Source organism: Gemmatimonadota bacterium, assembly GCA_009838645.1.
Lineage (GTDB): Bacteria > JAAXHH01 > JAAXHH01 > JAAXHH01 > JAAXHH01 > JAAXHH01.
Genome location: VXRC01000042.1, coordinates 113,747 through 140,262, shown reverse-complemented (window position 1 = coordinate 140,262; position 26,516 = coordinate 113,747). Strand labels below are relative to the sequence as shown.

Sequence of the window (26,516 nt, the reverse complement as noted above, 5' to 3'; positions counted from 1 at the left end):
TTAGCCATGTCGCGTTTAACCAGTTTTCTCGTTGCCGGCGGCATACTCGGCGTTTCCCTGGCATTGGCCGCCCTGTTGATTTCGCTGGCCCCGGAGCCGAAGCGCACCGAACAACCGCCCCAGATTCCCTTCGTTCAGACCGGCCTGGTCACCGCGGGATCCGGACCCGTTCCGGTGTTCGGTTCCGGCACGGTCAGACCGAGCGCGGAGATCGATGTCGTTACGCAGGTAGGCGGCAGAATCGCGTGGGTAGACCCGGGGTTCCTGAGTGGCGGCCGGATCGCGGCGGGGGATACGCTCTTCCGCATCGAGGAGGTCGACTACCGGTACCGGGTGCGGGAAGCGGAGGCCAGTCTCGCGGCCAGTCAACTGGCCTTGCTGCGGGAGGAGGAACAGGCGTCGATTGCCCGTGCGCAGCACGATCTCTACACCGCGCGCAAAGGGAATGCGTCTTCGGACGACAACGCAAATCCACTCGCGTTGAGGGATCCGCAGCTGAAGGCGGCCCGAGCCGCACTGGATCGCGATGAAGCCCGACTCGCCGAGGCCAATCTCGCCCTGTCCAGAACCCACGTAACCGCACCCTTCGACGGCTTCGTACAGGAAGAATCCGTGGATGTGGGGCAGATCGTTGCCGCCGGCCAGCCGGTCGCAAGCGTTTTCGCCGCCGATGCCGTGGAAGTCGTCGTGCCGCTATCCGATTCCGATGCCGCATTAATACCTGGGTTGTGGTCGCTTTCGGCGGGCGACGGGAACCGGAGCATCGGTGCGCGCGTGGTGGCCCGTTTCGGTGAAGGATCCTATGCCTGGACCGGTTACGTGGACCGAAGCGAGCCATACCTAGACCGGCAAACGCGCACCATCGACGTGATCGTACGCGTACCGGATCCCTTTCGATCGGGGCAGCCCTTGGACGGCACGGCTCGTCCTGGCGGCAGTCCCCCCCTGCTGGTTGGTAAATACGTCGAGGTGGAAATCAACGGTCTTGAGCGGGATGATTATTATCTGGTTCCGCGAGCGGCGCTGCAATCAGGCAACGAGATCTGGATCGTGCGTGATGCCGGCGCAGTGCATATCGTTCCGGTGCAGGTACTGCAGCGTAACGGCGATAGAGCGTATGTGACGGGTGATCTCGAAGACGGCCAGGCCGCCGTCACCGGCGGGATCCGGTTTACGACGGAAGGCATGCGCGTCCAGACTGAGACCGGCCAGACCCCATGAGCATGGATAACGGCAATCATAAAGAAGCGTCCGGTCCGATCGCCTACATGGCGGGCAACAGCGTGGCCGCCAATCTGTTGATGTGGGCCATCGTAGCCGCGGGCTTGGTTTCGCTGACCGGCCTCGACCGGGAAGCTTGGCCCACCACGCCCTTCTATCACATTGAAGTGTCGATGGCCTATCCAGGCGCCACGCCGGAGGAGATCGAGGAGTCGATCGTCGTCAAGATCGAGGATCAGGTCAGCGGACTGGATGACGTGAAGGCGGTCAAGTCCGTGGCGGCCCCGGGAATAGCGTCCGTGCGGGTTCAAATGGATTCCGGTACGGACATGGCGCAGGCGTTGAACGATATCGAGTCAGCGGTCAATCGCATTCAGTCTTTCCCGGCCGGCGCCGATCGTCCCAGTTTCCGGGAGATGGACAACCGCATGAGCTTGATGCGGCTCATCGTCTACGGCGACGTGTCCGAACGCTCGCTGAAGGAATTGGCGTATCAGATCGAGGACGAGCTCGCGGCACTTCCGTCCGTGTCCCAAGTCGACGTCAGCGGCGTTCGCAAATACGAAATCTCCGTCGAGGTACCGCTTCATCGGCTGGGCGCCCTTGGACTGACCCTCACCGACGTCGCCGGTACCATCCGTCGCAGTTCCTTGAACCTGTCTGCCGGCAGTATCGATACCCGGGAATCCCAGGTACGAATCCGGACCCTCGGACAGAACTACGACCAGCAGGATTTCGAAGATATCGTCCTGCTCAGCAGGAGTGACGGAACCGTCGTTCGTCTCGGAGATATCGCCGAGGTCCACGACGGTTTTCAGGAATCCGACCTTATCGTCCGGCATCAGAACCATCCCGCGGTATTCGTCGAGGTGTTCCGGGCTGATGGCGAACAGGTGATGGACGTCGCAACAACTGTCCGGGATCATCTGGAAAACGAGGTGATCCCGGCATTGCCGGACGGCGTGGCCGTCACCATGTGGAATGACGAATCCCAGGTCTATGAGGAACGCGCCGATCTCCTGATCAAGAATGGCATCCTGGGGCTGTTGCTGGTGTTGATCGCGCTCAGCCTGTTTCTCCAGATCCGGCTTGCGGTATGGGTCGCCGTCGGCCTCGCCGTTTCGGGTATAGGCGCGTTGGCCGTCATGAATGCGTTCGGTGTGTCGATCAACGAAATCAGCCTGTTTTCCTTCGTACTCGCCATAGGGATCGTCGTCGACGACGCCATCGTCGTAGCCGAGCACATTCAATACGAACGCAGTCGGGGAACGCCCGGCGTTACAGCCGCGATCCGTGGTGTACGACGGATAAAGGTGCCGTTGACTTTCGCGGTCCTCACTTCGGTCGTCGCTTTCGTCCCGCTGCTGTTCATCCCCGGCGGCATCGGTGACGTATGGCGGGCACTGCCGGTCATCATCATCGCCATGCTATTGGTCTCCCTGGTCGAATCGCTGCTGGTGTTACCCAACCACCTGTCCCATTTGAAGGGTCCGGATTGGGTGCCGGTAAATGCATTCGAACGTTTCTTCACACGAATCCAGGGCCGGGTAGACGGGTTGCTGAACCGGTTCGTGCAGGGCCCGTTGGACCGAGCACTGCGGTTCGCGACGGATCAACCCGCGATCACGATGGGAGGCGCCGTGGGCATGCTCGTGCTCAGTATCTCGCTGTTGCCGGCGGGCATCGTACCCACTACGCTGGCCGCTGACATCGAGGGGGACTTCGCGACGGTCGTCCTGGAGATGCCTGATGGGACGACCGCCCCGAGGACATACGAGGTGGCACGGGAACTGGAGGCCGCGGGTCATCGGGTCATGGAACGGCTTTCTAGTGGCCGGCCCGAGGATGCGCCACCGCTGCTGAGCGGCGTAACGGTGACCGTCGGTATGGGATCGAGACGCGAAGGCGGGCTTAATCCGACCCCTACCCTCAATCCCCAGGCCAACATCGCTACCATTGAATTCAAACTCCTGAGTGCGCAGCAAAGGCAGATCTCATCCGGAGAAGTCGTGCAGGCATGGCGGGAAGAGGTGGGGGTGCTTCCCTACGTGCGTGGCCTCACCTTCAGTGGCGCGGTCTTTGACCTGGGCAACCCGGTCGAGGCCTTACTGTCGCATCCGGATCCGGAGATCCTCGCCCGGATTGCGAACGCCGTGGTCGACGGTCTTCGTGAAGTGGCGGGCGTCCACGACATCCGGTCGGATCACACCCCTGGCATTCCGGAAATGCAGCTTGAACTACGGCCGGAAGCGCGTACCCTGGATCTGACGCTGGAGGCGTTGGCCGGACAAACGCGCGCGGCGTTTTTTGGCGCGGATGCCGTCCGGGTCCAGCGCGGCCGGGAAGAGGTCCGCGTCTACGTGCGTCTGCCCGCCGATGCGCGGAGTTCCATCACCGATATCGAAAGGTACCTGGTCCGCACACCGGGTGGGGCCGAGGTCCCGGTCGTCAGCGTGGCCACGCTGAAACCGGGCGTTTCGCCGCCGTCCGTTCGGCGGAAGGATGGTCAGCGCGTCGTCACGGTCTCCGCGGACGTGGACGCCGCGGTGATCTCCGGCGACCAGGCCAACAGCATCCTGGAGGGTTCGATCCTCGCCGCATTGACCGCCGTGTACCCGGATCTGACCTACACGTTCGGAGGTGAACAACAGCAGCAGCTCGATTCCCTGGATGCGCTGTACCGCGGGTTCGCGATCGCGCTGATCATGATTTTCGCACTGCTCGCCATCCCCTTGCGATCCTATACCAAACCGTTCATTATCATGGCGGTTATCCCTTTCGGATTCATCGGAGTGATCCTGGGCCACTGGGTCCTCGGGGTAGCACTGAGCGCCGTGTCCTTTCTGGGTATCTTCGGCCTTAGCGGCGTGGTCGTGAACGATTCCCTGGTCATGATTGATTTCATCGATCAGAAACTTAAGGAAGGCAACCCGGTACAGACTGCGATCATAGAGGGCGCAAAGGGCCGTTTTCGTCCGATTATGCTCACTTCCCTGACGACGTTTCTCGGATTCACACCGCTGATTCTGGAAACCGCCATTCAAGCGCAGTTCCTGATTCCTTTTGCCGCATCGCTTGGTTGCGGCATTATCTTCGTCACGGCCATTCTCATGATGATCGTTCCCGCGCTTTCCACCATTCATCTGCGTCTGATGACGGGAGGGCAAATATAATGACTGATACTAAAAGGGGCGTGAAACCCCAGCCTCTCACTTTGACCCAGGAACTCATCCTGATGCTCCTCAACGAGGAGACCGGCTACTTCCACCAGGTACCCGGATGGGACCTGAACTGCGCCGTGGTCGGCGCCGTGCTTGCAGAGCTTTCACTCAGATCCCGCATCGACACGGACATGGAATCCCTGTTCCTGCTCGACGCCACGAAAACGGGCAACCCTTCGATCGACCCCATTCTGGATGAAATCGCGAGCGATACGAACCGGCATAACACCCGGTACTGGATCGAACATCTCGCGCCTCGCGCGGAGACGATCATCGATTCGGTGCTGGACCGCCTGGTCGAAATGAGTATCCTGGAGCACCACGACGGCGAGTTCTGGACGCTGGCCCGCACCGACTGGAAGATGGAGTTGTACAGCGACGTCGAGACCAGTACGGCGAGTCAATTCGTAAGGACGCGGATCAGCCGGGCGATCTTCATGAACGAGATCCCGGACCCGAGGGACGTAATCGTTATAAGCCTCATCAACACGTGCGATGTTTTCCGGTTCATGTTCCAGCTTGACGAAGAAACGGAGGCGCGCATTCAGGCCATCTGCCAGATGGATCTGATCGGTCGGTCCATAACCGAAGCGGTCTCGCACAATCTCGCCGGTCCGACGCTTCGCCGTCCCGCTTTCGTCAAGAAGATTCCGACGGTTTCGCTGAGCAAGCTGCTGCTGAACCGGCATATTCGGGACGGCAACCTCAACGCGCTCTTCGGGAACCTTGCGCAGGAGTACGGCCCGGTGTTCAAGGTCCATCCTCCGTTCGCCCAACCCATGACCTTCCTGGCCGGCCTCGAGGCAAACCGCTGGGTGCATAAACACGGGCGCATGTATCTGAGAGCCAGGGACTACTTCAGCGAGTTTGAGAAGGTCTACGGCGCGTCCGGCCTGTTGCCCTCACTGGACGGCGCCGATCACTTCCGGCTGCGCAAGAACCTGTCGCCGGCGTATTCCCGCGGCAGACTGGGCGGGCAGTTGGAAAAGCTCTACGACCAGGCGCGGAGTTACATGGCAAGCTGGAACGTCGGAGAATCCTATTCCGCTACGACCATGTGCCGTCGGATGATCAACGCACAACTCTCGCCCCTGTTCATCGGCGTCGATACTCAGGACGTCATGGACGATCTGATGAAGTTCAAGGAAAGGGCGCTCAGCGTGCATGTCGCCAGGATTCTGCCCAAATTCATGCTGAACACACCGGGTATGAAACGACGGGCGAAAACCCTGGATACCCTGATGGAACGAATCGAGAAGGTCCATACCCCTGCCCAGCGGGCCGAATGTCCACGGGACCTGGTGGACGACTACCTCAGCCTGCACGCGAGCGACCCGCAGTTCCTGCCGGAGTCCAACCTTCGGTTCGCCTTTTCCGCTGCTTTGATTGCCAGCGTGTACCTTGGCGATACGTTCAGCCTGGTCGTATACGCCATGGCGTCGCGGCCCGCGCTCTATGAGAAAATACGAAATGAAGCCGACGCCATATTCGCGAATGGCGATCCGGATGTCGAGGCCTTCACACCATCCGCGATGGACGTCACGCACCGCTTTCTCATGGAGTGCATGCGCATGTACCCGATCGTTCCCATGTCGATTCGAAATGTAATGAATACGTTTGTGTTCGAGGGTTACGAACTGCCCCTGGGAGAACGACTCCATATCGCGCCGACTGCCACGCATTACATGAGCGATGTCTTTCCCGACCCGTACACCTTCGACATCGACCGCTACCTGCCGTCGCGCAATGAACATCGCAGCCCCGGGTACGCGCCGTACGGCCTGGGCACGCACATGTGTCTCGGCACCCGTTGGATGGAACTGCAACTGGCCGTCAACTTGCTGATGCTGACGCACTACTTCAGGATCGAAATGTCGCCCGCGAACTATAAACTGCGGTTCAATCCGTTTCCGTCTTTGAAACCGAGCAAGAAGCTGAAGTTCGTCATCTCCGAGCAGAGACGCGAGCTACAGGTCTGAAGCCGTGAAGACGAAACACCAGAGGAGAGGCCTAAGCATTGCAACTGGGTAAACTGTCCAGAGAATTACGGGAGGCGTACCAGGGAACGGGCGTCAAGGGTCGTGTCCGGCACTTCGATGGCTGGATCGCGCGGGCGGCTCCGCAAGCCGATGGCGCAAGCGGGTACGACCACGCGGCAACGGTGAAAGAGTACTATGACCTTTGCAGCGGGTTCATGGTATGGGGTTGGAACGAATCCCTGCATTTCGTACCACTCACACCCGATGAGAGTCTGGAAGAATCCATAGCACGTCATCAGCGGTTGATGATCTCGAAGCTGGACATGAAACCGGGTATGACGGTGGTGGACGTTGGTTGCGGAATCGGCGGCCCAATGCGCCGCGTCGTCCGTGAGGCCGGTGTCAAGGTCGTCGGTATCAACATCAGTGAAGTCCAACTGGAAAAGGCAAGAAAGTTGAACGCGGAAGCGGGGCTCGATCACATGGTCGATTACGAGGCGTGCAGCTTTATGGATATGGGCGCCTTCGAAGATGAGACGTTCGACAGGGGCTATGCCATCGAGTCGACGTGCCACGCGCCTGACAAGGTACGCGCGTTCGAGGAGATATTCCGAGTACTCAAACCAGGAGCGCTGTTCTGGGGTCAGGAAATGTGCCTGACCGACAAGTTCGATCCGGAAGACGCCGGACACCGTGTCATTGAGCAGAACCTAAAGCGAGGCATTGCACTGAACGACATCGCGACGTTCGGGGAAGTTAATCGCGCACTTGAAGCGGCGGGATTCCACGTCATCGAAGGGATGGACCGCGACAACCGGAAAGGACCATCCACGCCCTGGTACCGTTCCATGGAGAGTAGTCGCGGCATGTTGGGGAACATGCTGCGCAGGCTTCCATGGGGCCGTAAAGCCATCATCGCAGGATCGAAGATGGCCGAAGTGTTGCGTCTGCTCCCCAAGGGTTCATCGGAAGTCGTCCGGCTTCTTGATCGCACCGCGGACGCTTATGTCTCGGGCGGCAAGACGGGTATCTTTACCCCGCTGTATTGTTTCCTGGCTCGTAAACCTCTTTAGATTCGACTGAATAAAGGTGTCGAGATGATCCTTACGCGATTTGTACATCTCACGGTGGTCGGGGGGTTTTTACTCCTGGCGGCCGGTATAGCCGTCGTGGCCGGCGCGGACGCCCAGTCCCGCGCGGACGCCCGGTCGATCGACGACGCCCAGTCCGATGCGAACGCCCGGTCCGATGCGGACACCCAGTCCAGCGTGGACGCCCAGTCCGGCGCGGACGCCCGGTCGATCGACGACGCTCGGATTGCTTTTGAGGAGGGCCGCTTTCTCGAGGCGGCAGACCTGGCGGAAGCCCTCGGGACCTCCGTGGGCTACGCCCTGGCGGCGCAATCGCTCGCGGTGCACGGCCACTACGTTGCGGCCAGTGATGATCGGAAGGGGTTCTTTGAACGTGCGATGAAACTCGGCGAAGAGGCGGTACGCGCCGATTCGACCAATCAAGAAGCGTATTACCAGTCCGCGCACGCCGTTGGCCGATATGCGCTGACCGTCGGCACGTTTACGGCGCTTCGCCGGGGCCTGGCCGGAAGGGTCCGCGGACTGCTCGAGAACGCGCTTGCCATGGATCCCGACTTCGCCGATGCGCACATGGCCTTCGGGGGCTGGCATGCCGGTATCGCCCGGGCCGGGCGCGTAGCCCGGTTCCTGTACAAGGGAAACCGCGAGAGCGCGGTCATCCATTTCGAGCGGGCGCTGGAACTCGCGCCGGATTCGATGATCGTCCTGCTGGAATACGCGCTCAATTTACCCGAACTCGATAGAGAGGGTGGCCGGGAGCGGGCCGTGGCATTGCTGTCGAAGGCGGCCGGACTCCCGGCACGGGACGCCTTCGAGTCGTTCATCCAGCAGGACGTTCTCGAGGCCCTGGCGGAACTGGAGGGGCCGCCCTGATCAGGATGGGGGCTGTTCCGAGTAGAACTGTCGGCAATAGCGCCGGTACAGACCGATGGGACCGTCTGCCCTGCACAGCCGGGGCGGCGTGCGGAACCGCTTCCGTTCCCAAATCACCACGTCCTGCAGCACATCCCGTTTTTGCTGAGACAGGAGAATCTGGTTCATCAACCGCCGGCGCAGCTTCGACGGCAGGAATCCCAAGCCGGAGACGAACCGCCGCGGCTTCCGGATCTCCCGCAGCTGGCCGGCCAGCACGAGATCGATGTACTTGCCGTCGATTGGGGTCGGGAGAACCCAGAGCCTGGCGTGCATATCGATGGTCTTTTCGTGGATCTCCACGAGGGAGTACCCCAGGCCGTGGATGTGCGTGACGGCCGAGACCTCGTAGACGAGCTCCTTGACGCCCAAAGCCCTGCGGACGCGCCTGAAGTCGAAACAGCTCTTCAGGTAGGCGCCTTCCACCGTGACAGATCCGACCGCGTTCACGTTGTCGTAGCCGTGCACGTAACGCAGGTGGCCGATGTCCACGGAGTTCTCCGCGGTTTCCTGGGGATGGCTGCGAAACCGGAGGGTCCGGTAACCCAGCTCGCCCCACTCGCTTCCGGCCGGCGGTTCGTCCGGCAGGAACCAGTGCGCGGGCCGCCCGCCGAGTCCATACCAGGCGAAGACCAGGCCGAAGATCTCCCTGGTCTCGTACACGGCCAGCCGGGCGGCTCTCGGCGCCGGGGCGTTGGGCGTAGCGACGCACTGCCCGGTCGTATCGAACTCGAACCCGTGGAACGGGCAGACCAGGCGGCCGCCGCACACCTTGCCGCCGACTTTCGGTCCCAGGTCGGAACCCAGGTGCGGACACACGGCTTCGGCCACGCAGACCCGGCCTTCCTCGTCGCACCACGCGACGATATCCTCTCCCATCCACTTTTTCTCGATCAGTTTCTCCCGCCGCAGCGTATCGCGGGTCGTGACCAGGTACCAGCCTTCCGGGAAGGGATGAAGCCCTTCCGTGTCGCGGCGGTCGGTGAGTCCCGTATCCGCGTCGGCCGCCGGCGTTGGGATCGTATCGTTTGTATGCAAGGCCTATCCTCCAGTGTGCCACGTAAGTATTATAACTACAAGGCGTTAACGCGACAAGCAGGATTTGGCTCGAGCCGCTGGCGAGAGGTTGGAGCAGGCGTAATCCGGACGGGTTTCCCGTGGTCCGGCTTCCGATGGTCCGACGTGCGCAGGCAGGACGTGCGCCGACAGGACATTGAAGCCGGTCGAAACGGGGCCGTGTCAGCCCTTCGCCTTCCTGAACCGACCGCCGTGCAGAATCCGGCCGTAGTAGTTGAACATCCGCCTGGCCTCGGGGTCGTCAAAGGGATAGTCCGCCCCGATCTGCCGGGCGGCGGCGAGGCCGGTCACGAAGCAGGTCTCCTGGCTGTTCACCAGGGTGTGAGCGCCGCAGTGCCAGGTCCGTCGCCTGCCCTGGATGAACCGGAACAGTTGGACGAGCCAGGCGACGTGGCGCACGTCGTGCACGATGTGCTGGAACCAGTACTTCCTTACGACCTTCCGCTCATCGATCGGACTGACGGGATTATAGGTCACCAGACAGGGCCTGTCGGACCGGCTGGCCCACGGCTGCTGGTTGTGCATGATGTAGGTGATTTCGTAGTTGTCCGGCCTGGCGCCGTACTGTTCGATATGATTGCTCCGCGTTTCCAATGGTCTCACTTCGTTATCCGGAAGGACGGATGCGTCCGAGTGCACGACCGTGTGGTTGTGGAGTTCGCTCTCGTAGCGTATAGACGACAGAAGGTAGCGCTCCAGGAACGTGGGCCGGACGAGCATCATCAGGGTCTGGTTCGCATTGCACGCGAAGACCACCTCGTCGAACGTCTCCTCCACGCCGTCGGAGTCCTCGATCACGACGCAGTCGGACCGGCGGTGCACTTTTCGCACCGGCCGGTTGAGGTGTATCCTGTCCCGGAATCCGGCCGTCAGGTTTTCGTAGATCCGGCGCGTGCCCTGGTCCCACGTCTGCATGGGCGTCGCGCGTTCGATGTCGAAGAACTCCAGGTACCGTGCGAAGAGGGCCGCCGGCATGTCGAACACGTTCGTGGCCATCAGGAAATTGACGAACATGGGCTTCAGGATCTTGTATCTGAAGTCTCCGGAAAATCCGCCCAGGTTGAGCACCGTCCGCATCGTGATGTAATTGAACGGGTTGAGGGCGTTCATCAGCCTCGACCGGGAGCGGGTCAGCCGGCCGAACCGGTGCAGACGCTTCAGGACCCTTTGAAACCGGGCGATCTCGGGCTGAAGCTGTCGCCGGATGTCGGAGTCGAAATCGTGGGCGTAAACCCGGCCGTGGTATTTCACGCTGTAGTTGAACCGGGTGTCGAGCAGTTCGATACCGAACTGCCGCATCAACAACAGGATGTGGTGGTATACGGACGGTATCAGCGCGGTGACGGATATGTCGAACGGTATGGTGCTGCCATCATGCTGCGGCATGTCGGCGGTGATGGCGTTCCCGCCCACCTGGTCCCGGGCCTCGTACAGCCGGAAGTCAAACCGGTCCGGGTGGCGATGCAGCGCCCATGCGGCCCCGAGCCCGGATACCCCGCCGCCGATTATGGCGATTCGCTTTGGATTAGTGCCATTCCGTCCGGCTGCCATGATCTCCGCATCCTCTTCATTGGCTGCACCTGGAACCGGACGATCTGAAACTGGACGATCGCGTCCCATCCCGAACCCGTCAGTCTGCCGGTTTCCGATCCTTCGCGCAGCGGTAGTGTGCGTCCGCCCTTTCCGGGCTTACGAGTCCGTTCCGGACGTCCTCTTCCACCTTCTTTCCGTCTCGCTCCGCCGGGTCGCCCCAACCTCCGCCGCCGGGCGTCTCGATCCGCAGGATCTCGTTCCGGTACAGTTCGGTATGGGTCTTGGTCGGGATCTCCTTTTCGCGCCCTTCGGTGTCGATCACGTAACAGTGGGCCCCCGTGGCGTTCCCGCCGCCTTCGAGTCCCCAGGGCGTGAATTTGCGGCGGTCGGAACCCAGGGTGATGATAGTGCGTTTTCCCAGGCACTTCAGTTCCCGCATCATCCCGCAGCCGCCGCGCTGGCGTCCCGGCCCCTCGGTGTCCGGGATCAGGCCGTACCGCTCGACCCGGAGCGGATAGGTGCGTTCCATGATCTCGACCGGCGCGTTCCGGGTGTTGGTGAGGTGGGTGTGCACGCCGTCCTCGCCGTCGAGGTCGGACATGGCGCCCTGCCCGCCCGCGTAGGTTTCCACGTAGTTGTAGTAATCGCCAGTGACCGGATCGATCCCGCCGATGTTGACCAGGTTCATCTCCCCGCTGCAGGCCGCGCACACCCGGTCGGGCGCGGCCTGGTACAGCGCGCCCATGAGTACGTCCACGACCCGCTGGTCCGTCAGGATGTTGGCGTTCCCGATGGCCGCCGGGTAGGTGGCCTGCAGGATGGAGCCCTCGGGCGCGAAGATGTCCAGGGGCCGGTACGCCCCGGCGCACGCCGGCAGGTCCGGGTCGATCACCGCCTTACACACGTAGCTGATGCAGGAAGCGGCCGCCGGCAACCTGGCGTTCAACGGTCCCAGGACCTGGTCGCTGCACCCCGAGAAATCCGCGCGCAGCTCGTCCCCCGAGATGGTCAGGGTGACCGCGATCTTCACCGGCGCATCGGTGACCCCGTCGTCGTCCAGGTAGTCTTCGAAAGCGTACTCGCCGTCGGGCAGCGACCGGATGCCCGCGCGCATCCGCCGTTCGGCGTAGTCCTGGATCTCGTCCATGTAACGAACGACTTCATCGGGAGACTCCCGGGACATGAGATCGCTCACGCGCTGCTGGCCGATCTGGGCACAGGCGAACTGCGCCATGAGGTCGCCCCTTACCTCGTACTGGGTCCGTACGTTCTGGTTGATCAGCCGGTAGATCTCTTCGTCGAGCCGTCCCCCCTTGAAAATGGGAAGCGGCGGGATCTGCAGGCCCTCCTGGTAGATCTCCGTCACCCCGAAGGGCATGCTGCCCGGCGCGAACCCGCCCATGTCCACGTGATGGGCGGTGGATGCCGCCAGTGCGACCGGGCGATGCTCGTGGAAAATGGCGGATACCAGGGAAACATCCGGCAGATGACCCGGTCCCTCGGGATAGGGCAGGTTCGTGATGTAGACGTCGCCGGGTTTCATGGACGACACGGGATAGGTTTCAAGGATGGACCGGACCACGCCGGGCATCACGCCCAGGTGCAGGGGGACGCCCGATTCCGCCTGGGCCAGGATCTCCCCGGAGGGTTGCACGATGGCCGCGGAGCAGTCGCGCCGGTCCTTGATATTGGTGGAGTAGCTGGTGCGGATCAGGGCGGCGCACATTTCTTCCGCGATGCCGGTCCACCGGTTGCGCATCAGTTCCAGGGTGATGGGGTCGGTCTTCATGCCGAGTCCAGTCCGAATATGGTGATCTGTTCCCATTCGTCGACGCATGCGTTTTGCCCGGGTCCGATCAGCGTCGTGGAATCGAGTTGCTCGATAATGGCAGGACCGTCGATCCGCTGCCCGGGGCACAGGCAGGTCCTGCGGAAGACCGGCGTGTCCACCCAGTCTCCTGAGAAATAGACCGGGCGAGAAGCGAGGGGACCGGCCCGGTCGGATACGCTCCGTTCCGCGGGCTTCCGCCGGTCATCCGAAATGGGCAGCTCCGCGGAAACCCACACGTTGACGAGTTGAACGCGCTGGTCGCGCCGCGCGTATCCGTATTGCCGCTCGTGTTCGAGATGGAAGGCCGATTCGAGCGAGGCCAGGTCGACAGCGCCCTCGGGCAGGTCGATGGGGATGTCGTAACCCTGCCCTGAATACCGCAGCCCGACGCGCCGGCTGATGACGGGATCGCTACTCTCCGAAGAGATGGCCAGATCCTTAATCGCCTGCGCGGTCAGGTTGTCCAGCATCTCTTCGAATTCCGCAGCGCCGATTCGATCCAGCAGTTCCACGTGGGTCTGGATCCGGTCCGTACGCAGGTTTGAAAACACCAGGCCCTCGGCGGAGGCGACCCCTGGAGCGAGCGGTATGACCACGTCGCGTATTCCCAGTTCCCGGGCAAGCTCGACGCCGTGAAGCGGTCCCGCACCGCCGAAGGGTACCAGGGTGAAAGGGCGCGGATCGTACCCGCGTTCCACGGTGAGCTTGCGGATGGCCGCCGTCATAGAGGCGTTGATCACCCGGATGATCCCTTCGGCGGCATCCTCGACCGCACACCCCAAATGGGAGGCTATCTTCTCCTCTATCACACTCCGCGCGGCCGCCGGGTCCAGGGTGATGGCTCCGCCCAGAAGGCTGTCCGTCGAGAGTCGGCCCAGGACCAGGTTCGCGTCCGTTACGGTGGGTTCGGTACCGCCGGTCTGGTAGCAGGCGGGACCGGGCACGGCCCCCGCGGACTGCGGGCCCACCCGCAGGGCACCACCCGAATCGATCCACGCTATGCTCCCGCCCCCCGCGCCGATCGTGTGGATGTCCATCATGGGTGCTTTCAGGGCCAGGCCGTCGATTTCCGCGTTCTTCGCGAAGGCGATGGCGCCTTCGTGAATCATGGCCACGTCGAAACTCGTACCGCCCATGTCGGCCGTTATCACATTGGACCGGTCGAGCCGCCGGCCGATCTCGTCGCCGGCCACCACGCCGCCGGCCGGTCCGGACAGGATCGTATGCACGCATTGATCCGCGGCGTCCCGGGCCGAGGTGACTCCACCGTTGGATTTCATGACGTAGAGCGGCGCTTCGACGGCGGTGTCCGACAGGGCGTCGTTCACCCGGTCAAGGTAGTTCGTCATGACCGGCTGCACGTAAGCGTTCATGGCGCAGGTGCTGAACCGTTCGTATTCGCCCTCTTCACGGCTCATATCGGAAGAAAGACAGACCGTGGTCTCCGGCAGTGCATGTTGCAGCGCATCGCCGACTGCCCGCTCGTGGCCGGGATCGATGTGGCTGTGCAGCAACCCCACGCCGACCGCCTCGATGCCTTCCTTACTGAGCGATTCGATCAGTTCGTTCAGCCGATCCCGGTCGACGGGCAGGGCTTCCGATCCGTCGTGCAACGTTCGTTCCGGAAGCTCATACCGCAGAGAGCGTGGTACGAGAGCCGGCGTCCGGCGGATGCGCATGTTGTACAGATGGGGCCGGTCCTGCCGCTGAATGTGGAGTACGTCCCGGAACCCTTCGGTCGTAATGAAGGCGGTACGGGCGCCCTTTCGCTGCAGGATGGTGTTGGTGGCCACCGTAGTGCCGTGGATCAGGAACCGAATATCCCCACGTGCGTATCCGGCCTGAGCGACGAGTTCGCTGACGCCTTCCACCAGCGCCCGGCTCGGATCGGACGGCGTACTCGGCACCTTGTGGAAGACCAGGCGGCCCGTGTCGGGGTCGGACAGAACGAGATCGGTAAACGTGCCGCCCGTGTCTATGGCGATGCGAACGTTCATGGCGGGTCAGACGGTGTTTTCGTCCAGCGGGAAGTCGATGCGCACGTTGCCGTGCTTCTGCGACGCGAGAAACCCCAGGATGATCTCCAGTGTACTCCGGGCTGCACGCGGCGGGGAAACCGTCTCGCCGCCGTTTTCCATGACGTGGACGAGATCCCGGATGGCCGCCGCGGAGTAGTAATGGGTCGGCCCCTTGGGGGTGACGATCTGGACGCCGTTTCCCGTATCGAGTTCGTAGTAGTCCTCGTGGACGAACATCCATCCGTCGGTGCCGTCGAGCTGGTATCCTCCCCGGCATTCCCTGCCCTTGGAACCGTTGTAGAAAGCCCGCACGCCATTCTTGAAATGGATGAAACCGGAGCAGCCCGGTTCCAGGTCCGCGTTCCGGCCTCCGTCGCCCCCGTAGGGCCAGTAGTCCTCGTAGCCTTCGTCGAGTTCGGCGAATACCCACGCGGGTTCCGATCCAGCGAGGAAGCAGGTCATGTCGATCATGTGCGTGCCGTTACGGAAGAGAATGGCCCGGGGGCCGCCGAAGTTGAGGACGATGCGTTGCAACGCGCCGATCGCACCATCTTCGAGCAGTTGCTTGACCTCCCGGTATACCGGACTCCAGCGACGGGTGTGGTTGATGTTCATGGGCACGTTCCGGCTTTCCACCGCGGCGATCATGCGGTCGGCATCGGCGAGGGATGTCGCGATCGGTTTTTCGCAGTAAATACCACGGACGCCCGCCGCAACGCCGTCCACGACGATATCCGCGTGACGGTGGTCTGAGGTCACCACGCTCAGGATGTCGGGCCTGCACGCTTCCAGCATCTCCCGGTAGTCCGTGAATCCCCGCAGGCCCGGGAAAGTACCCGACCAATCCCTTAGTGTGTCCTGCAGGAGGTCTTCCTTCAGGTCGCAGACACCGACCACCTCTGTATTCGGCAGGAGGGCATAGGCCGGTACATGGCGGTTGGGCATCTCATGGCCCATTCCGTGGTCGCCGTCGACCGGGGGGCTTCCCGCCCCAATACCGCTCAAGCCCACCACGCAGGCCCTGTAGGTCCTTCCGTCAGCCATGGCTGTCCTCTCTTAAGGTTGGTAAAACTCCAGGGAAGGTGCTACGCGTCCTTCCAACGCGCGACCTGTGCTTCATCCAGGGTGACGCCGAGACCGGGTCCGTCGGTTACCTTCGCGGTGACCGGCCCGAGTTCCAGCGGCGTCTCGATCATATCGCCTTCGTGGTACAGCGGTCCGAGCAGGTCACCGGGATAGGTATCGCTGTCGATGGCTTCCACACTGGCCGCCACGTGGAGCATGGCCGCCGTGCCGATCCCCAGTTCGAGATTGCTGCCCATGTGACAGCGCAGTCCCGCCGCCCGGGCCACGTGCGAGATGGCCAGCGTCTGGCCGATGCCTCCGTTCTTTCCAGGATAGACGCTGATGATGTCCGCGGACCGCCGCAGTACCGTCTGCATGGCGTCGTGTACCGTGAATACGCTCTCGTCGGCCATGATGGGGATGGTCGTGCCGGTGCGAATCAGGGCCGCTTCATCGTCGAACTGCGGCGCCGAGGGTTGCTCGGCGAACAGGATGTCCAACGGCTCCAGGAGACGAAGCATGCGGCGGGCCACCGCCGGCGGCCACCCACAGTTCGCATCGATGCTCATCCGGATGCCGGGACCGGCCAGGGCGCGGATTGCGCGGACGCGCTCGAGGTCCTCCCCGGGGTCCAGTCCGACCTTGACCTTGAGACATTGCACGCCCCACTGAAGGAACTTCTCCGCCAGGGCGACGGAAGTCGGCACGTCGAAGGCGCCGACCACCATCTTCATGGGGATCTCCTGCCGGACCTTGCCGCCCAGCAACTGGTAGAGCGGCACACCCGCGCGCTTCCCCGCCAGGTCCCACAAAGCCATCTCCACGGCCGCCTTCGTAAAGGGGTTCAGCTTGATGACCTCGTCCATGAGCCCACAAAGCCGGTTCACGTCCGCCGGGTCCTCGCCCTTGAGCGCGGGGTCCACCAGGTCCCGGACCGCGGCGGCGCACGAGGCGGACGTTTCCCCGCTCCAGCGCGGCGCGACCGTGGCCTCTCCCAGCCCGGTCAACCCCTCGTCCGTATGGACCCGGAGGATGACATAGGGGGAGACGATGTGTTCGCCATGGGCGGTCTTCGTGGTCATGCCCTGCTTGAGGGGCACCTCGATGGGGATGGCTTCGATGCGGGTGATCTTCATGTTCCGCTCCGTTTTCGGATGATCTTCTCCGCTGCGCTTACCGGAGCCAGTCGTCCCGGTGTTCGGCGACGAAGTGGTCGTCGTTGAGATGGGGATAGGCCGAGTATACCCGGTTGATTTCTTCGTACTGGCCGGGCGACAGCGTCTCATCGGGATTGAGGCACCAGGTGCCCTCGATCAGGCCCTGCCTGCGCAGTACCTCGTGAATCCCGGGGATGCACCCGGCAAAACCGTGGGCCGGATCGAAGAAAGCCGCGTTGCAGTCCGTGACCTCGATCGATCGGGTCAGCAGGTGTTGGGGTACGGGCTCGCCGGACGACGAGGCGTCCTGGCATTCCCGCAGCAACGCGACCGCGCCCCGGGTCCAGACGGCCCAGTGTCCCAGCAGCCCGCCTTTGAATCGCACGGACCGGCTTCCGTCTCCGCACCGGAAAACGTGTTCGGTAAGGAGGTCCATCACGATGTTGTCGTCGTTTCCGGTGTAAAGCGTGATTTCCTCCTGCCGTCCGGACTCCGCCAGGGCCCGCAGCACGTCGAGCGTGTGGTACCTGTTGAACGCCGCGATCTTGATGGCCACCACCCCTTCCAGTTCGACGAACCGCCGCCAGAAACGGTAGGGAAGCACGAGGCCGCCGACCGCGGGCTGCAGGTAGAATCCCATGACGGGAATGACGTCGGCCACGGCGCGGCAGTGCGCGATGAGTTCGTCCTCCGAGGCGCCGCTCATGGCGGTCAGGCTGAGCAGGCCGGCATGGTATCCGATCGACTGCGCCGCATCCGCCTCGCCGGTCGCCTGGTCCGTCCGTCCGCAAATACCCGCGATCCGGATGAAGTCCGCCGCCGCCTCCCGGTTCATGACTTCCGCGGCCAGGCCGAGTACCGGTTCGTAGAGACCGTGGGCGGGGTCCCGGATCTCGAACTGGGTCGTGTGGACGCCTACGGCGAGTCCACCGGCCCCGGCCGCGATGTAGTAACGCGTAAGGGCACGCTGGCGCCGTTCATCCAGTCGCCGGTCCGCCGTTACGGCCAGCGGATGGGCCGGGATGACCACACCTCGCCCCATGGCCGATCGGACTGGCGGGGGCATTGCGTCCTGCATGGTTACTCTCCAGCGTTGGTATACTTCGATCAGAAACGTCCGGTACGCGACTCGTACCCGGTCGGTTTGTCCAGGCTGCGGCCACCGATGCGGATCCAGTGGGCGACCCAGTCCGCGATCCTTTCCGGCGGGACCTCCGGCTCACCCAGCCGGTCAAACAACCTGCGGGCGTTGCCAAGCAGCGCCGTATCGCTTTCACGGCCGGTAAAATCCGGCTCCATTGCCAACCGGCGGCCGAGCATTCCGGACATCGACCGGACGGAGAGGACGTCCGGCCCCGTCAGGTTCAGGATCGTGGCGGGACTGCTGCACAGGGGGAACAGCCGCGCCAGGTAACGGTTGGCGTCTCCCTGCCAGATCTGGTTCACATGGCCCATGTCCAGGTCGATCGGCACGCCGTCGTGGATCTTTCTGCCGAGGTCGTGGATGATGCCGTACCGCAGTTCCGTGGCGTAGAATAGCCGGACGATCAGCAGGGGCGTTCCCTGTTCCAGGCACAGGTGTTCCGCGATGCGTTCCCCGCCCAGACGAGACTGGGCATATTCACCCACCGGTCCGATTTCGCCGTCCTCGTCCGCGCCGCCCTCCGCAACCGGGGTATAGGCATACACGTTGCCCGAACTCACGTAGATGACGCGGGATCCGGCGTACCTGCGCATGATCCGGCCCGGCAGCCAGGCGTTCATCGCCCAGGTCATCGGCGAGTTGCCCGTGGCGCCGAACTTGAACCCCGCGAGAAAGAGGACATTCGGCGCATCCGGCAGGCGGGCCAGGTCCTTTTCGTCGAGCAGGTCCGCCCGAACGATTTCGACGCCGGCTTGTTCGAGATAAGCACCTACCCGTGCGTCGCTGAACCGTGAGACACCGATCACGCGCTTCGCGCCGGCCCGCACGAGGAGTTCCGTCAGGGTCGGCCCCATCTTCCCGCCGGCGCCCAGGATCACCACGTCGCCTTCCAGTTCCGATACGGCTTCGACGACGGCCGTCGACGGGGCCGTCATCCGGTCGATCAGCATCTCCTCGCTCGTGATCAGATCAGGCATAGGCCGCTCCGTCGGGTGGCGCCGTAAAGTAAGCGGCCGGCGCGAAGTACTTGAACATGCCGAAACCCGACTCCCGGTCCGGTTCCGACCAGACCAGGTCGGTCTCGCAGTAGGACACGGAACCATGTCCCGGCGGCGTCAGTTCGGGATGGGAGAAAAAATCGATCCGAGGCCAGATGCTTCGGTGGCGGAAGCATACACCCCGGAGCAGGCTGTTTCGGATGAAACTCCGCATGTGGGAGAACGTCCGCTGGAATTTCGATCCGCTGCCCCATTCAACATAAGAGGCCAGTCCGCCGTCCAGCTCCTGGATCTCCGGGATGGAGAGGGGTTCTCCGCCGCGAAACATTATCGCGTCGATGTTCGGGTCCACCATCACCCATTTCCGGTAATCGTCGAACCAGACTTCGGCCACGAAATGGCCTTCATAGCTATTCGGCGTTCCCATCAGCGCCGAGCAGCGCGCAGGGATGCCCAGCGCCTGACAGGCACTGGCGAAGGCCACCGCATAGTGGACGCACATGGTGATGGAACTTTCGCCGTTGTGGCCTTGCCGGCTTTCGCCCCATGCGAGTATGGTCTCCGCGTCCCACGGCGCGTATGCCGTCCCGCGGCGGGATCCAGAATGCTCCCAGCTTGTCGAAATCCACGCGGAAAGCGCCCGCACCCGGGTCAGTAGATCGCTGCCGTTCGCGATACGGCGGGGAATCCGGTCACGCATCGACTGTGCCCTGGGGTGGCCTGCGGATTCCCAGACCATGTCCGGCGGCGGGTCGTCCCGGCCTTCCTCCAGCCGAACGCGCACGCAGTAGTTTCCACTAATTGCATTCAGGTAGCCCATACGGTGCGAACGCCAGGTTGCGCCGCCGTTGTCGGTCAGTGTGCTGTTCGACGGGGCGCCGCCCGCCTCCAGCGCGAGCGACCATCCCGTCATCGCGGCGTCATCGGCCCACAGCTCCACCGTGTTGTCCCCGTCGCGCAAGTCGCCTGACTTAACGGTACGTTCGTACCATCTGTAGTGGAGATCCTCCCCGGTCCGGATCGTTTCCTGGCCGATCCCGTTGACGGACCAGTGCAGTGGGTTGTCGCCGACCCGGTGGGGCCGGGCGAGCAGGTACAGGGTTGCGTTGGATCCGGTGGCCGGGAGATTAAGGATGACGCGGACGCGCCGGAACCGCGTGAGTTCCTCGCACAGGGAAGGGATGACACGACCGGATTCGTTGTGGTAGAGTCTGCTCATTGACTTACCAAGTAACAGCCTGCGGTATGTTGCGTCAAGATCGGACGGACGTTATATTGCGGCTTGGAATATGCATGCCCGGCGCATAGCCTTTCTTCAGCCTCACTAAAGATCGTGGCCTCAGGAATTTCCTACAGGAATCCCTCTATGAAGCGGGCAGTGATACTCGGTCGAAACCAGGGCGGCGTCGTGGAGGCCGACGTTCCGAAGCCACGGGAAAACTGGGCACTGATCAAGATCCACGCGGCTCCGCTCTGCAACGAATACAAGGGATTCGCGGCAGGCCGCAAGGAAGACTACCTGGGCCACGAAGCGTCCGGCGAAGTGGTCGAGGTTGCGCAGCCCTGCCGGGTCGAGGAAGGAGACCGGGTAGTTGTCATGCCCGGGTATCCCTGCGGCGGTTGCGCCTTGTGCCGGTCCGGGGACTACATCCACTGCGAAAACAACGTGGACTTCGTGGCATTCACCGGATCAGCCGAAGGCAGGGCGACCGTCGCGCAGTACATGCTCAAACCGGACTGGCTGTTGACGCCGATTCCCGATGACATGACCTATGAGCACGGGGCCATGGCCTGCTGCGGACTGGGGCCGACCTACGGCGCCTTCGACCGACTTCGGGTCCGGGGCGGCGACACCGTGCTGATTACCGGCATGGGCCCGGTGGGCCTCGGCGGGGTGATCGGCGCGTCTCATCTCGGCGCCGAAGTCATCGCCGTGGAGTCCCATCCCTACCGAAAGGCGAAGGCCATGGAACTGGGCGCGGCTCACGTCATCGATCCGGGGGATGAGGACGCGCTGGAACGGATACGCGAGCTGACCGGCGGGATCGGCGTGGACCGGGCCGTGGACTGCTCGGGGTCGCCGGCGGCCCACAGGCTCTGTATCGACGCGCTCCGCCGGAGAGGTAGCCTCGCCTTCGTCGGCGAGAGTGGGGCGGACACGCGGCTGGTCGTGAGTCCCGACATGTTGCGCAAGGGCATCGATCTGAAGGGATCCTGGCATTACAACATGAAGGGCGCCCTCGACATCATGGGCGTCATCGCTAAAAACCGGGAGAAACTTGACCGCTTCATCACCCACCTCTATCCCATAGATGAAATCCAGCGCGCATGGGAAACGCAGGTATCGGGCGCATGCGCGAAGGTTGTCATCCAGCCCTGGGCATCAACATGATCAAATGCGTTATCATCGGCGTCGGCGGCGGGCGGGCCCGTGGGCTGGCCGAAGCCTACGGACACGTAACCCGGGGCCGGCTGGCCGCCGTTTCGACCCGCCGGCGGGACAGGCTTGACGCCTTCGCAGCCGAATTCGGCGTGCCCGCAAGGTACACGGACTACCGCGAGATGTTCGAACGGGAGAAACCCGACCTGGTCCACGTGAATACGCCGCCCTCGGTACGCCTGGAGATCTTCGAATCGGCGGAGTCGGCGGGTGTCCCGGCCGTGCTGGTCGAAAAGCCCCTGGCCATACAGGGAGAGGACTTCCTGACTATACAGGCATTTGCGCGGTCGGCCCGGGTCAAGATCGCCGTCAACCACCAGTTGCACTTCCACCCGCATCGCGGCCGGTTGCAACGGCAGGTGCACGATGGCGCGATCGGGAACCTGCGCTTTATCGAGGCCAGTGCGGGCATGAACCCGGCCTACCAGGGGACGCACGCGATGCAGGCCATCAGCGCTTTCAATCCCGGTGCGGCGCCGATCGCCGTCTTCGGGCAGGCCTCGGGCGCGGACGGGCTTGCCGAAACCCCCAGGCACCACTACGCGCCGGACGAATGCACCGGGATCATCGACTTCGACAACGGCGTGAGCGCTTTGCTGCGCTGCGGCGCCGTCGCCCCCCGCGTCATCCCGGGCGGTTCCACTAACGTCCACAAGCGGATCGCCGTGTACGGGGACCGGGGCTTCGCGCACTGGACCATGCACGGCTGGGAGTCCAGGATCGACGACGTCTACGAGCGCGGGGAACACGTCTATGCCGAGGAAGACATCCTGGGCCAGGCGGCCATGACCGAGGCCATGATCGACTGGCTCGAAGACGACGCGGCCGTTCACCCGCTGAACATCGACTCGGCGCTGAGCGACTTCAGCGTGATACTGGGGATATACGAAAGCGCGCTGAACCGGGCGGTCGTTTCGCTGCCCTTTACGCCGTCGCCGGACCTGGTGGGAAAACTGCGCGCCACGTTGGGCTAGCCGGTCGTTCCGTCGTTCACCTGCATGTACATGAAGGGCGGAATGGTCAGGGCCACCACGTCGTTTCCGCCGGTGACTTCGCGGGCCTGTCCCAGGGCGTGTTCCAGGTCGGGCGCCCAGGAAACCCCCAGCCTCTTGGCCGCGAAATCGGTCTTCGGTCCGGCCAGGATTACCCGGGACAGGTAATTCAGCGGATAGGTCGCCCAGTACCACACCGTGAAGGGGTGGAACCCGTGGTGGCCGAAGCGGTTCCGGTAGCAGTCGACCAGGTGCGGATCCCGGGCGAACTGCTCCTGGAACCCCGACTGCATCTCGAAGGGGTCCTGGGTCTCGGGCAGCACTTCGTTCCAGAACTTCTCGTAGGCGACGTGGTACTCGGGATGAAAGAATTCGAAGACCGGGTTCAGGATGATGACCACGCCGCCCGGCTTGACGAAGGGCTTGTTGTAGAACCAGTTGAAGACGTAGCCGAGCACGTCGCTCAGTACCAGCACCGGGTTGATCCGCGTGCCGACGGAATAGGGACTCAGGTCGGGCAGGCCGAAGACCAGCGTATCGTGCTGATGGTCGGTGGTCACCAGCAGCTGGTCCTTCAGGGTCTGCAGGGTCGGTTCGTGCACGGCGTCTATGGAACCCGCGTTGATTTCAACGGGCAGGTAAGCGCTCTGGATGCCCTTGAAAACCCGGAAGCGCACCGATTCGGGAAGCATGCTCATGGACGCGGGCGTCGTGGCCTTCAGGATCTTCTCGAACAGGTTGCATCGCTCCGACGGTTTGCTTAAGTAGCGCATCATGGGGGGATAGGACGCGTTGTTCATGGCCGCCTCGAGGACCATGATGCGGGTGTGCTTCAGGATGACGCGGCTGATGCGCTCGATGGAACCGTGCATTTCGGATCCTTCGGGCTGCATGACGTGAGGCTTCTCCGCGGTCATCTGCGGCGCGTGGTGCGGCGCGATGCTGTTGTAAGTGCCCAGTCCGACGGCCACGGACTTGTGTCCGCCGTTCAAGGGGATCTGGATGGAGTCCACGTAGATTACCAGGTCGCTCTCGATGACCTTTCGGCTGGTCTCCACCGGCTCGTCGTGGTCGGTGGTGCCCAGCACGACGATGTCGTCCGGGTCTTCGGCGTCGAAATTGACCAGTTGGCTGGGGTGGAAGGCCTTCATGATCCGCTTGCCCAGCATGGCGGCCATTTCGTGGGTTTTCATCTTGCGGTGCAGCGCGACCGCGCACATGAGCTCGACATTCTCCTGCTTTACCCCGTAGCCGTAGAGCATTTCCAGCAGGGTCTCGATGGCGAGCTGGCGGATGTCGGGCGGCGCGGTAGCCGGAAAGGGCTGGCAGTTGTCGTCGAAGGCGATCAGGATCCGGCTGTTCGCGTCGACGAGTTCTTCGAGGGGCGGCATGTCCAGGGGGGATTCGAAGGCCGCCCTGACCCGGTCCGGAATGTCTTTGTTCGGAATGCCCGGCAGCGGCGGCGGCGGAAAGAAAACCGACCCCTCGTCAGGCAGTTCGGCGTGTATGATGTTGTTTCCGGAATAGGTAAGGTATTTCATCGCGCACTCCGCGTTTCGGGAACATCCTGTAGTCCGCAGGGGATCAGAAAGGACAGTACTGCGGCCTTCCTCCCGGCCTGATAGCAGTTGGGTCTACGGTCGGGTTCATTTATAGCCGGGTTCATTCATTATAGACGCGGATATTCGTGGTATCAACCGATTAATCGCGCGTTCGATGCGAACGCATACGCCGTGACCAGTACCGGTTTTCGGCCCACATCCTCAACGCTTGGGAGTACAAAATGACGATATTCGACCGCAGCCTGTCCCGCAGGGGGTTCATGAAAACCGGAATGGCCGCGACGGCCGTGGGAGGCCTCGCAGGTTTGCATAGCGCCCACGACGCCCAGGACGCCCATGCCACCAAGGCTGGCCAGGCTGACCAGGGGAACCGCGGTCCGGTCAGCGACGAAAACCCCTACCAGTCCCTCCGGAACACACCCACGCCCCTCATCATGGACGCGCTGACCCGGCTAGGTTTCGATCGCGCCCGTCTGGCCATGTCCCGCGCCGTGCGTCCGATGTTTCCGGCCAGGGGCACCATCGCCGGTCCTGCGGTGACGACGAAATACGAAGAAAGCGACATACCGACGACATGGGACGATATCCGGGCCCATGTATTCCGGCCGGTCGATGAGGCAGGGCCCGGGTCGATCTGGGTCACAGCCAGCGGCACCACGGAAATCCTCAGCATGTTCGGCGACGTGATCGTGCTCTCCTGCATGCAGCAGGGCCTGTCCGGGCTGGTAACCGACGGCGGCTGCCGGGACATCGAAGGGATGGAGGAAGTCGGATTGCCCGTCTACGCGGCGGGCACCTGTCTTTACGGCCCCGGTTCGGTCATTCGTCCCGTGGCCTCCAACGTGCCCGTGACCTGCGGCGGGATCAAAATCTCGCCCGGTGACGTGGTCGCCGCCGACGTGAACGGCGTAATGGCCTTTCCGGCTGAAGCGATGACGGAAGTGGTTCAGAAGATAGGCGAGCTCGAGGAGAAGGAAACCCGTTCGCGCCGGGCTATCGAAGAAGGTCTGTCGCTGGAGACGGCATACGAGTTCTAGGCGATAGGCCGACCATCCGGAATGCATGTCCCCGGTCACGGCAAACTGAGCGCCGGCCACGGCATACGACCCGACCGTCACATCCCGGTGGACTTGCTGGGCAATTCCGGGTTATATTGCTGGTCGTTGTTCGGCTCGTTCGTTCAGATTGATTCGCAACAGCCCGGCGGGTCCTCAGGCATGGCGGCGGGGAACCTTCACCGGAGTAAACGGACTTTAGGATGTCTCGAAGTATCGGCTTGATTCTGTGTGTTGTCGTCTTTGCCGCGGTTACAGGTTCCGTCCATGGCCAGGGTGCGGAAATCGCCTTTCACGGCGGTCAGGCCGTCGAGGAATACGAGCGGGGTGGGGGCGGCAGCCTGGTCGTCAACCTGCCGACGGGCATCCGGACCGTTCACGTCGGGGCGCGGGCGACCTATCATGTGGCGAAAACGGAGGACGATGGTGAGAAATCCCTGCTGTTGTACGGAGTGGACGCGGGCGTGACGCTGGTCTCGTCTCCCATTCTGGTGCGCGCGATGATCGGCGTGGGAAGGGCACAGGACTCGGAGCAGACGGTGACCCGAAATGATGATACGCGGACGGCCACCACCACGACGACGAATACCTACTACGCGCAACCGGGTGTTTTGATCGGGGCGTCCCTCGGCCCCGCCTTCGTGGGGATTGAGGGCAGGTACATCAACCTGGAGAAAGGCGTGAGTACGGCGGCGGTCTACGCCATGGTCGGATTCAAGGTAGGCCGGTGATTCCGGGATCATCCATGCAGATTCAAGAAGCGTGCAGAAACGAAATCGACGTGTTGCACCGGTGTTTCGAAGACTGGTTCAACGGCCGCGTCCCCAGGACCGCGGAGGTCTTCGGCCGAATCGATACGGCCCTCGGCGAGGCCTTCGTAATCGTCATGCCGCAGGGCAGTAAAGTGGAACGCGGACCGCTTTTGAAAGGCCTCTATGACGCCCACACCGGCCGGCCGGGCATCCGGATCTGGATTGAAAACGTTCGGGTGCTGGAGGAAGACCGGGCGCTCGTCGTCGCGGAATACGAGGAATGGCAGACGGAGGGCGGGGAGACGACTTCGAGGCACAGCACCGCGGTCTTCCGCCGCAATGATGAGAAGCCGAACGGCCTGGAATGGCTACGTGTGCACGAAACCTGGTTCGACCGCCGGCCTGCCTGACTTTCCTTGAATATCCGTCACCGGAAAGCGACGTTTCGAGTTCACTGTTAAAATCGCG

20 protein-coding genes are annotated in these 26,516 nt (G+C 62.8%); 10 read left to right on the top strand and 10 right to left on the bottom strand.

The genetic code is table 11. The annotated features are described in order from the left end of the window. The first annotated feature begins 6 nt into the window (after positions 1 to 6). Genes F4Y38_12185 through F4Y38_12165 form a run of 5 tightly spaced genes read left to right on the top strand, consistent with a single transcriptional unit; the run spans position 7 to position 8,385 of the window. A complete protein-coding gene (locus F4Y38_12185; GenBank protein MXY50040.1) occupies positions 7 to 1,221 on the top strand; it encodes an efflux RND transporter periplasmic adaptor subunit in 1,215 nt (404 codons plus the stop codon). Next, complete coding sequence (locus F4Y38_12180) at positions 1,218 to 4,394, top strand: efflux RND transporter permease subunit (GenBank protein ID MXY50039.1); 3,177 nt, start codon at positions 1,218 to 1,220, stop codon at positions 4,392 to 4,394. Before F4Y38_12185 ends, F4Y38_12180 begins: the two co-directional genes overlap by 4 nt. Next, complete coding sequence (locus tag F4Y38_12175) at positions 4,394 to 6,421, top strand: cytochrome P450 (protein MXY50038.1); 2,028 nt, start codon at positions 4,394 to 4,396, stop codon at positions 6,419 to 6,421. Before F4Y38_12180 ends, F4Y38_12175 begins: the two co-directional genes overlap by 1 nt. A gap of 38 nt (positions 6,422 to 6,459) precedes the next feature. Continuing rightward, positions 6,460 to 7,494, top strand: coding sequence for a methyltransferase domain-containing protein (locus F4Y38_12170; protein ID MXY50037.1), 1,035 nt, complete (start codon positions 6,460 to 6,462; stop codon positions 7,492 to 7,494). A 24-nt stretch (positions 7,495 to 7,518) separates the two neighbouring features. Further along, on the top strand, positions 7,519 to 8,385 hold the full coding sequence (locus tag F4Y38_12165; protein MXY50036.1) for a hypothetical protein: 867 nt from the start codon (positions 7,519 to 7,521) through the stop codon (positions 8,383 to 8,385). Here the strand turns inward: F4Y38_12165 and F4Y38_12160 are convergent, their stop codons facing one another. The 9 genes from F4Y38_12160 to F4Y38_12120 form a co-directional block, all read right to left on the bottom strand. Then, complete coding sequence (locus F4Y38_12160) at positions 8,386 to 9,462, bottom strand: Rieske 2Fe-2S domain-containing protein (GenBank protein ID MXY50035.1); 1,077 nt, start codon at positions 9,460 to 9,462, stop codon at positions 8,386 to 8,388. It abuts the gene before it with no gap. A 201-nt stretch (positions 9,463 to 9,663) separates the two neighbouring features. Beyond that, on the bottom strand, positions 9,664 to 11,121 hold the full coding sequence (locus F4Y38_12155) for an NAD(P)-binding protein (protein MXY50034.1): 1,458 nt from the start codon (positions 11,119 to 11,121) through the stop codon (positions 9,664 to 9,666). A gap of 10 nt (positions 11,122 to 11,131) precedes the next feature. Next, a complete protein-coding gene (locus F4Y38_12150; protein MXY50033.1) occupies positions 11,132 to 12,871 on the bottom strand; it encodes a hydantoinase B/oxoprolinase family protein in 1,740 nt (579 codons plus the stop codon). After that, positions 12,820 to 14,862, bottom strand: a complete 2,043-nt coding sequence (locus F4Y38_12145) for a hydantoinase/oxoprolinase family protein (GenBank protein ID MXY50032.1) — start codon at positions 14,860 to 14,862, stop codon at positions 12,820 to 12,822. Before F4Y38_12145 ends, F4Y38_12150 begins: the two co-directional genes overlap by 52 nt. A gap of 6 nt (positions 14,863 to 14,868) precedes the next feature. Then, positions 14,869 to 15,927, bottom strand: a complete 1,059-nt coding sequence (locus F4Y38_12140; GenBank protein ID MXY50031.1) for a Gfo/Idh/MocA family oxidoreductase — start codon at positions 15,925 to 15,927, stop codon at positions 14,869 to 14,871. A 41-nt stretch (positions 15,928 to 15,968) separates the two neighbouring features. Beyond that, positions 15,969 to 17,084: a mandelate racemase/muconate lactonizing protein gene (locus tag F4Y38_12135; protein ID MXY50030.1), complete on the bottom strand. Its 1,116-nt coding sequence runs from the start codon at positions 17,082 to 17,084 to the stop codon at positions 15,969 to 15,971. A 37-nt stretch (positions 17,085 to 17,121) separates the two neighbouring features. Further along, the gene (locus F4Y38_12130; GenBank protein ID MXY50029.1) at positions 17,122 to 18,183 is read right to left on the bottom strand and encodes a dihydrodipicolinate synthase family protein; all 1,062 of its coding nucleotides are present in this window, start codon (positions 18,181 to 18,183) and stop codon (positions 17,122 to 17,124) included. Positions 18,184 to 18,212: 29 nt separating this feature from the next. Then, on the bottom strand, positions 18,213 to 19,226 hold the full coding sequence (locus tag F4Y38_12125; GenBank protein MXY50028.1) for an NAD-dependent epimerase/dehydratase family protein: 1,014 nt from the start codon (positions 19,224 to 19,226) through the stop codon (positions 18,213 to 18,215). Then, complete coding sequence (locus F4Y38_12120) at positions 19,219 to 20,466, bottom strand: transglutaminase domain-containing protein (GenBank protein MXY50027.1); 1,248 nt, start codon at positions 20,464 to 20,466, stop codon at positions 19,219 to 19,221. The genes F4Y38_12125 and F4Y38_12120 overlap by 8 nt, the downstream gene beginning before the upstream one ends. A 147-nt stretch (positions 20,467 to 20,613) precedes the next feature. On the opposite strand from F4Y38_12120, the gene F4Y38_12115 reads away from it, so the two are divergent. After that, on the top strand, positions 20,614 to 21,639 hold the full coding sequence (locus tag F4Y38_12115) for a zinc-binding dehydrogenase (GenBank protein ID MXY50026.1): 1,026 nt from the start codon (positions 20,614 to 20,616) through the stop codon (positions 21,637 to 21,639). Then, positions 21,576 to 22,661 (top strand): Gfo/Idh/MocA family oxidoreductase, encoded by a 1,086-nt coding sequence (locus tag F4Y38_12110; GenBank protein ID MXY50025.1) that lies wholly within the window; start codon positions 21,576 to 21,578, stop codon positions 22,659 to 22,661. The genes F4Y38_12115 and F4Y38_12110 overlap by 64 nt, the downstream gene beginning before the upstream one ends. Here the strand turns inward: F4Y38_12110 and F4Y38_12105 are convergent. Continuing rightward, the gene (locus F4Y38_12105) at positions 22,658 to 24,220 is read right to left on the bottom strand and encodes a DUF2088 domain-containing protein (GenBank protein ID MXY50024.1); all 1,563 of its coding nucleotides are present in this window, start codon (positions 24,218 to 24,220) and stop codon (positions 22,658 to 22,660) included. The two genes, F4Y38_12110 and F4Y38_12105, sit on opposite strands and share 4 nt — an antisense overlap. A gap of 242 nt (positions 24,221 to 24,462) precedes the next feature. On the opposite strand from F4Y38_12105, the gene F4Y38_12100 reads away from it, so the two are divergent. From F4Y38_12100 to F4Y38_12090, 3 genes are all read left to right on the top strand, one after another. Then, a complete protein-coding gene (locus tag F4Y38_12100; protein ID MXY50023.1) occupies positions 24,463 to 25,278 on the top strand; it encodes a twin-arginine translocation signal domain-containing protein in 816 nt (271 codons plus the stop codon). A 221-nt stretch (positions 25,279 to 25,499) separates the two neighbouring features. Next, a complete protein-coding gene (locus F4Y38_12095; GenBank protein ID MXY50022.1) occupies positions 25,500 to 26,027 on the top strand; it encodes a hypothetical protein in 528 nt (175 codons plus the stop codon). A gap of 14 nt (positions 26,028 to 26,041) precedes the next feature. Then, complete coding sequence (locus tag F4Y38_12090) at positions 26,042 to 26,458, top strand: DUF4440 domain-containing protein (GenBank protein ID MXY50021.1); 417 nt, start codon at positions 26,042 to 26,044, stop codon at positions 26,456 to 26,458. The last annotated feature ends 58 nt before the right edge of the window (positions 26,459 to 26,516 follow it).

Bases quoted from the DNA above. Each gene is read 5' to 3' on its own strand.
- F4Y38_12090 (MXY50021.1), top strand. From the start codon at position 26,042: ATGCAGATTCAAGAAGCGTGCAGAAACGAAATCGACGTGTTGCACCGG.
- F4Y38_12105 (MXY50024.1), bottom strand. From the start codon at position 24,220: ATGAAATACCTTACCTATTCCGGAAACAACATCATACACGCCGAACTG.
- F4Y38_12180 (MXY50039.1), top strand. From the start codon at position 1,218: ATGAGCATGGATAACGGCAATCATAAAGAAGCGTCCGGTCCGATCGCC.
- F4Y38_12135 (MXY50030.1), bottom strand. From the start codon at position 17,084: ATGAAGATCACCCGCATCGAAGCCATCCCCATCGAGGTGCCCCTCAAG.
- F4Y38_12095 (MXY50022.1), top strand. From the start codon at position 25,500: ATGTCTCGAAGTATCGGCTTGATTCTGTGTGTTGTCGTCTTTGCCGCG.
- F4Y38_12140 (MXY50031.1), bottom strand. From the start codon at position 15,927: ATGGCTGACGGAAGGACCTACAGGGCCTGCGTGGTGGGCTTGAGCGGT.
- F4Y38_12165 (MXY50036.1), top strand. From the start codon at position 7,519: ATGATCCTTACGCGATTTGTACATCTCACGGTGGTCGGGGGGTTTTTA.
- F4Y38_12120 (MXY50027.1), bottom strand. From the start codon at position 20,466: ATGAGCAGACTCTACCACAACGAATCCGGTCGTGTCATCCCTTCCCTG.
- F4Y38_12155 (MXY50034.1), bottom strand. From the start codon at position 11,121: ATGGGACGCGATCGTCCAGTTTCAGATCGTCCGGTTCCAGGTGCAGCC.
- F4Y38_12130 (MXY50029.1), bottom strand. From the start codon at position 18,183: ATGCAGGACGCAATGCCCCCGCCAGTCCGATCGGCCATGGGGCGAGGT.
- F4Y38_12100 (MXY50023.1), top strand. From the start codon at position 24,463: ATGACGATATTCGACCGCAGCCTGTCCCGCAGGGGGTTCATGAAAACC.
- F4Y38_12150 (MXY50033.1), bottom strand. From the start codon at position 12,871: ATGCGTCGACGAATGGGAACAGATCACCATATTCGGACTGGACTCGGC.
- F4Y38_12145 (MXY50032.1), bottom strand. From the start codon at position 14,862: ATGAACGTTCGCATCGCCATAGACACGGGCGGCACGTTTACCGATCTC.
- F4Y38_12115 (MXY50026.1), top strand. From the start codon at position 20,614: ATGAAGCGGGCAGTGATACTCGGTCGAAACCAGGGCGGCGTCGTGGAG.
- F4Y38_12185 (MXY50040.1), top strand. From the start codon at position 7: ATGTCGCGTTTAACCAGTTTTCTCGTTGCCGGCGGCATACTCGGCGTT.
- F4Y38_12175 (MXY50038.1), top strand. From the start codon at position 4,394: ATGACTGATACTAAAAGGGGCGTGAAACCCCAGCCTCTCACTTTGACC.
- F4Y38_12125 (MXY50028.1), bottom strand. From the start codon at position 19,226: ATGCCTGATCTGATCACGAGCGAGGAGATGCTGATCGACCGGATGACG.
- F4Y38_12110 (MXY50025.1), top strand. From the start codon at position 21,576: ATGGGAAACGCAGGTATCGGGCGCATGCGCGAAGGTTGTCATCCAGCC.